Source organism: Pseudomonadota bacterium (genome assembly GCA_010028905.1).
Classification (GTDB): Bacteria; Vulcanimicrobiota; Xenobia; order RGZZ01; family RGZZ01; genus RGZZ01.
On sequence record RGZZ01000941.1, the window covers coordinates 1 to 1,019 of the forward strand.

A 1,019-nucleotide genomic window follows, 5' to 3' on the forward strand; every position below is an offset into this window, starting at 1 on the left:
TCGTGTACTTCTGGTACTCTGCGCCAAATTGGCACTGAGCAAAGGTCACGCGCGTTGCCGCCGTCCGGTTGCGAAGCGCCACAAACTGAGGGAGATCCCAGATCGTGGGCGCGTCTGCGAAAGTCGGCCACCAAGCCCACCCGCCTCGGCGTGAAGCGGGGTTTTCGATGAGCCAGACGGTGCCCGCCTTGTCCGCTGCGTCTGCCACGTCTGCAGCGAATCGGGCGAGGCGGTTATGCTTCTCGAGGTACGCTGCCCAGCGGGCAGGGACCGGCGAGATGCCTTCGACCTCTGCGAGCGAGCGCAACCGAGGCTCGAGAGCGGGGGAGAATGAGGCGCACGGAGGCGCCACGTACACCCCTGCCCAGATGCCCTTGGCGATGCCCTCGAGGACTATGGACTGCACCGACGGCTTCGAGAGATCTTGACCCTCGGCGTCGTCCATCACCTCGTACGAGTCGACCCGTGCACCTAATCGGCGCAGGGCGTCTCGAAGGTCGTGAGGCCGCTCCCTGCCGGCAAAGAGGATGAGGAACCTCTTGCCCTTCGGGCGCGCCTCTGGACCCGCTCCATTGAGCTCTCGATCTGCTCGCTGCGGCGCCCTGACATCTGTCGAGGCGTCGCACGCTGGGCACTTGTCGAGATCGCCGGAGCGTCCTGTCACTGTCTCGTCGCGCAGCTCGGGTCGCACCAGTTCCGACCACTGCTCGACGTTCTCCGCAAGCGCGGGATCGCTTAGACTTCCTGCCGCTTCCGCCGCTCGAGTGGGCTCAACACCCCCCGAGTCAGCCTCAGCTTCCGGTTGCCCGTGCGCCCCGGCACTCGCATCCGCGCCGTTCGACGTGCCCATCTCGTCGATTCCCCCGCCTAGCGCTGCGCCTCTCGTCGGAGAGCACAGCACGTCCACGGGCTGGGCCGCGCGCGACTCAAAGCTGCGTCGCCAGGTCGCCGTCGCGCTCTTTGGCGATCGTCAGCTTCTTGGCGGGAGGGGCGGGCTGGGCGGCTGCGGCTGCCTGCTT

1 protein-coding gene is annotated in these 1,019 nt (G+C 67.0%); it reads right to left on the reverse strand.

Annotated features, from left to right (window positions below):
• Window positions 1-691, reverse strand: a 691-nt coding sequence (locus tag EB084_26555; protein ID NDD31824.1) for a hypothetical protein, incomplete at its 3' end; no start/stop codon positions are given.
• Window positions 692-1,019: the final 328 nt, after the last annotated feature.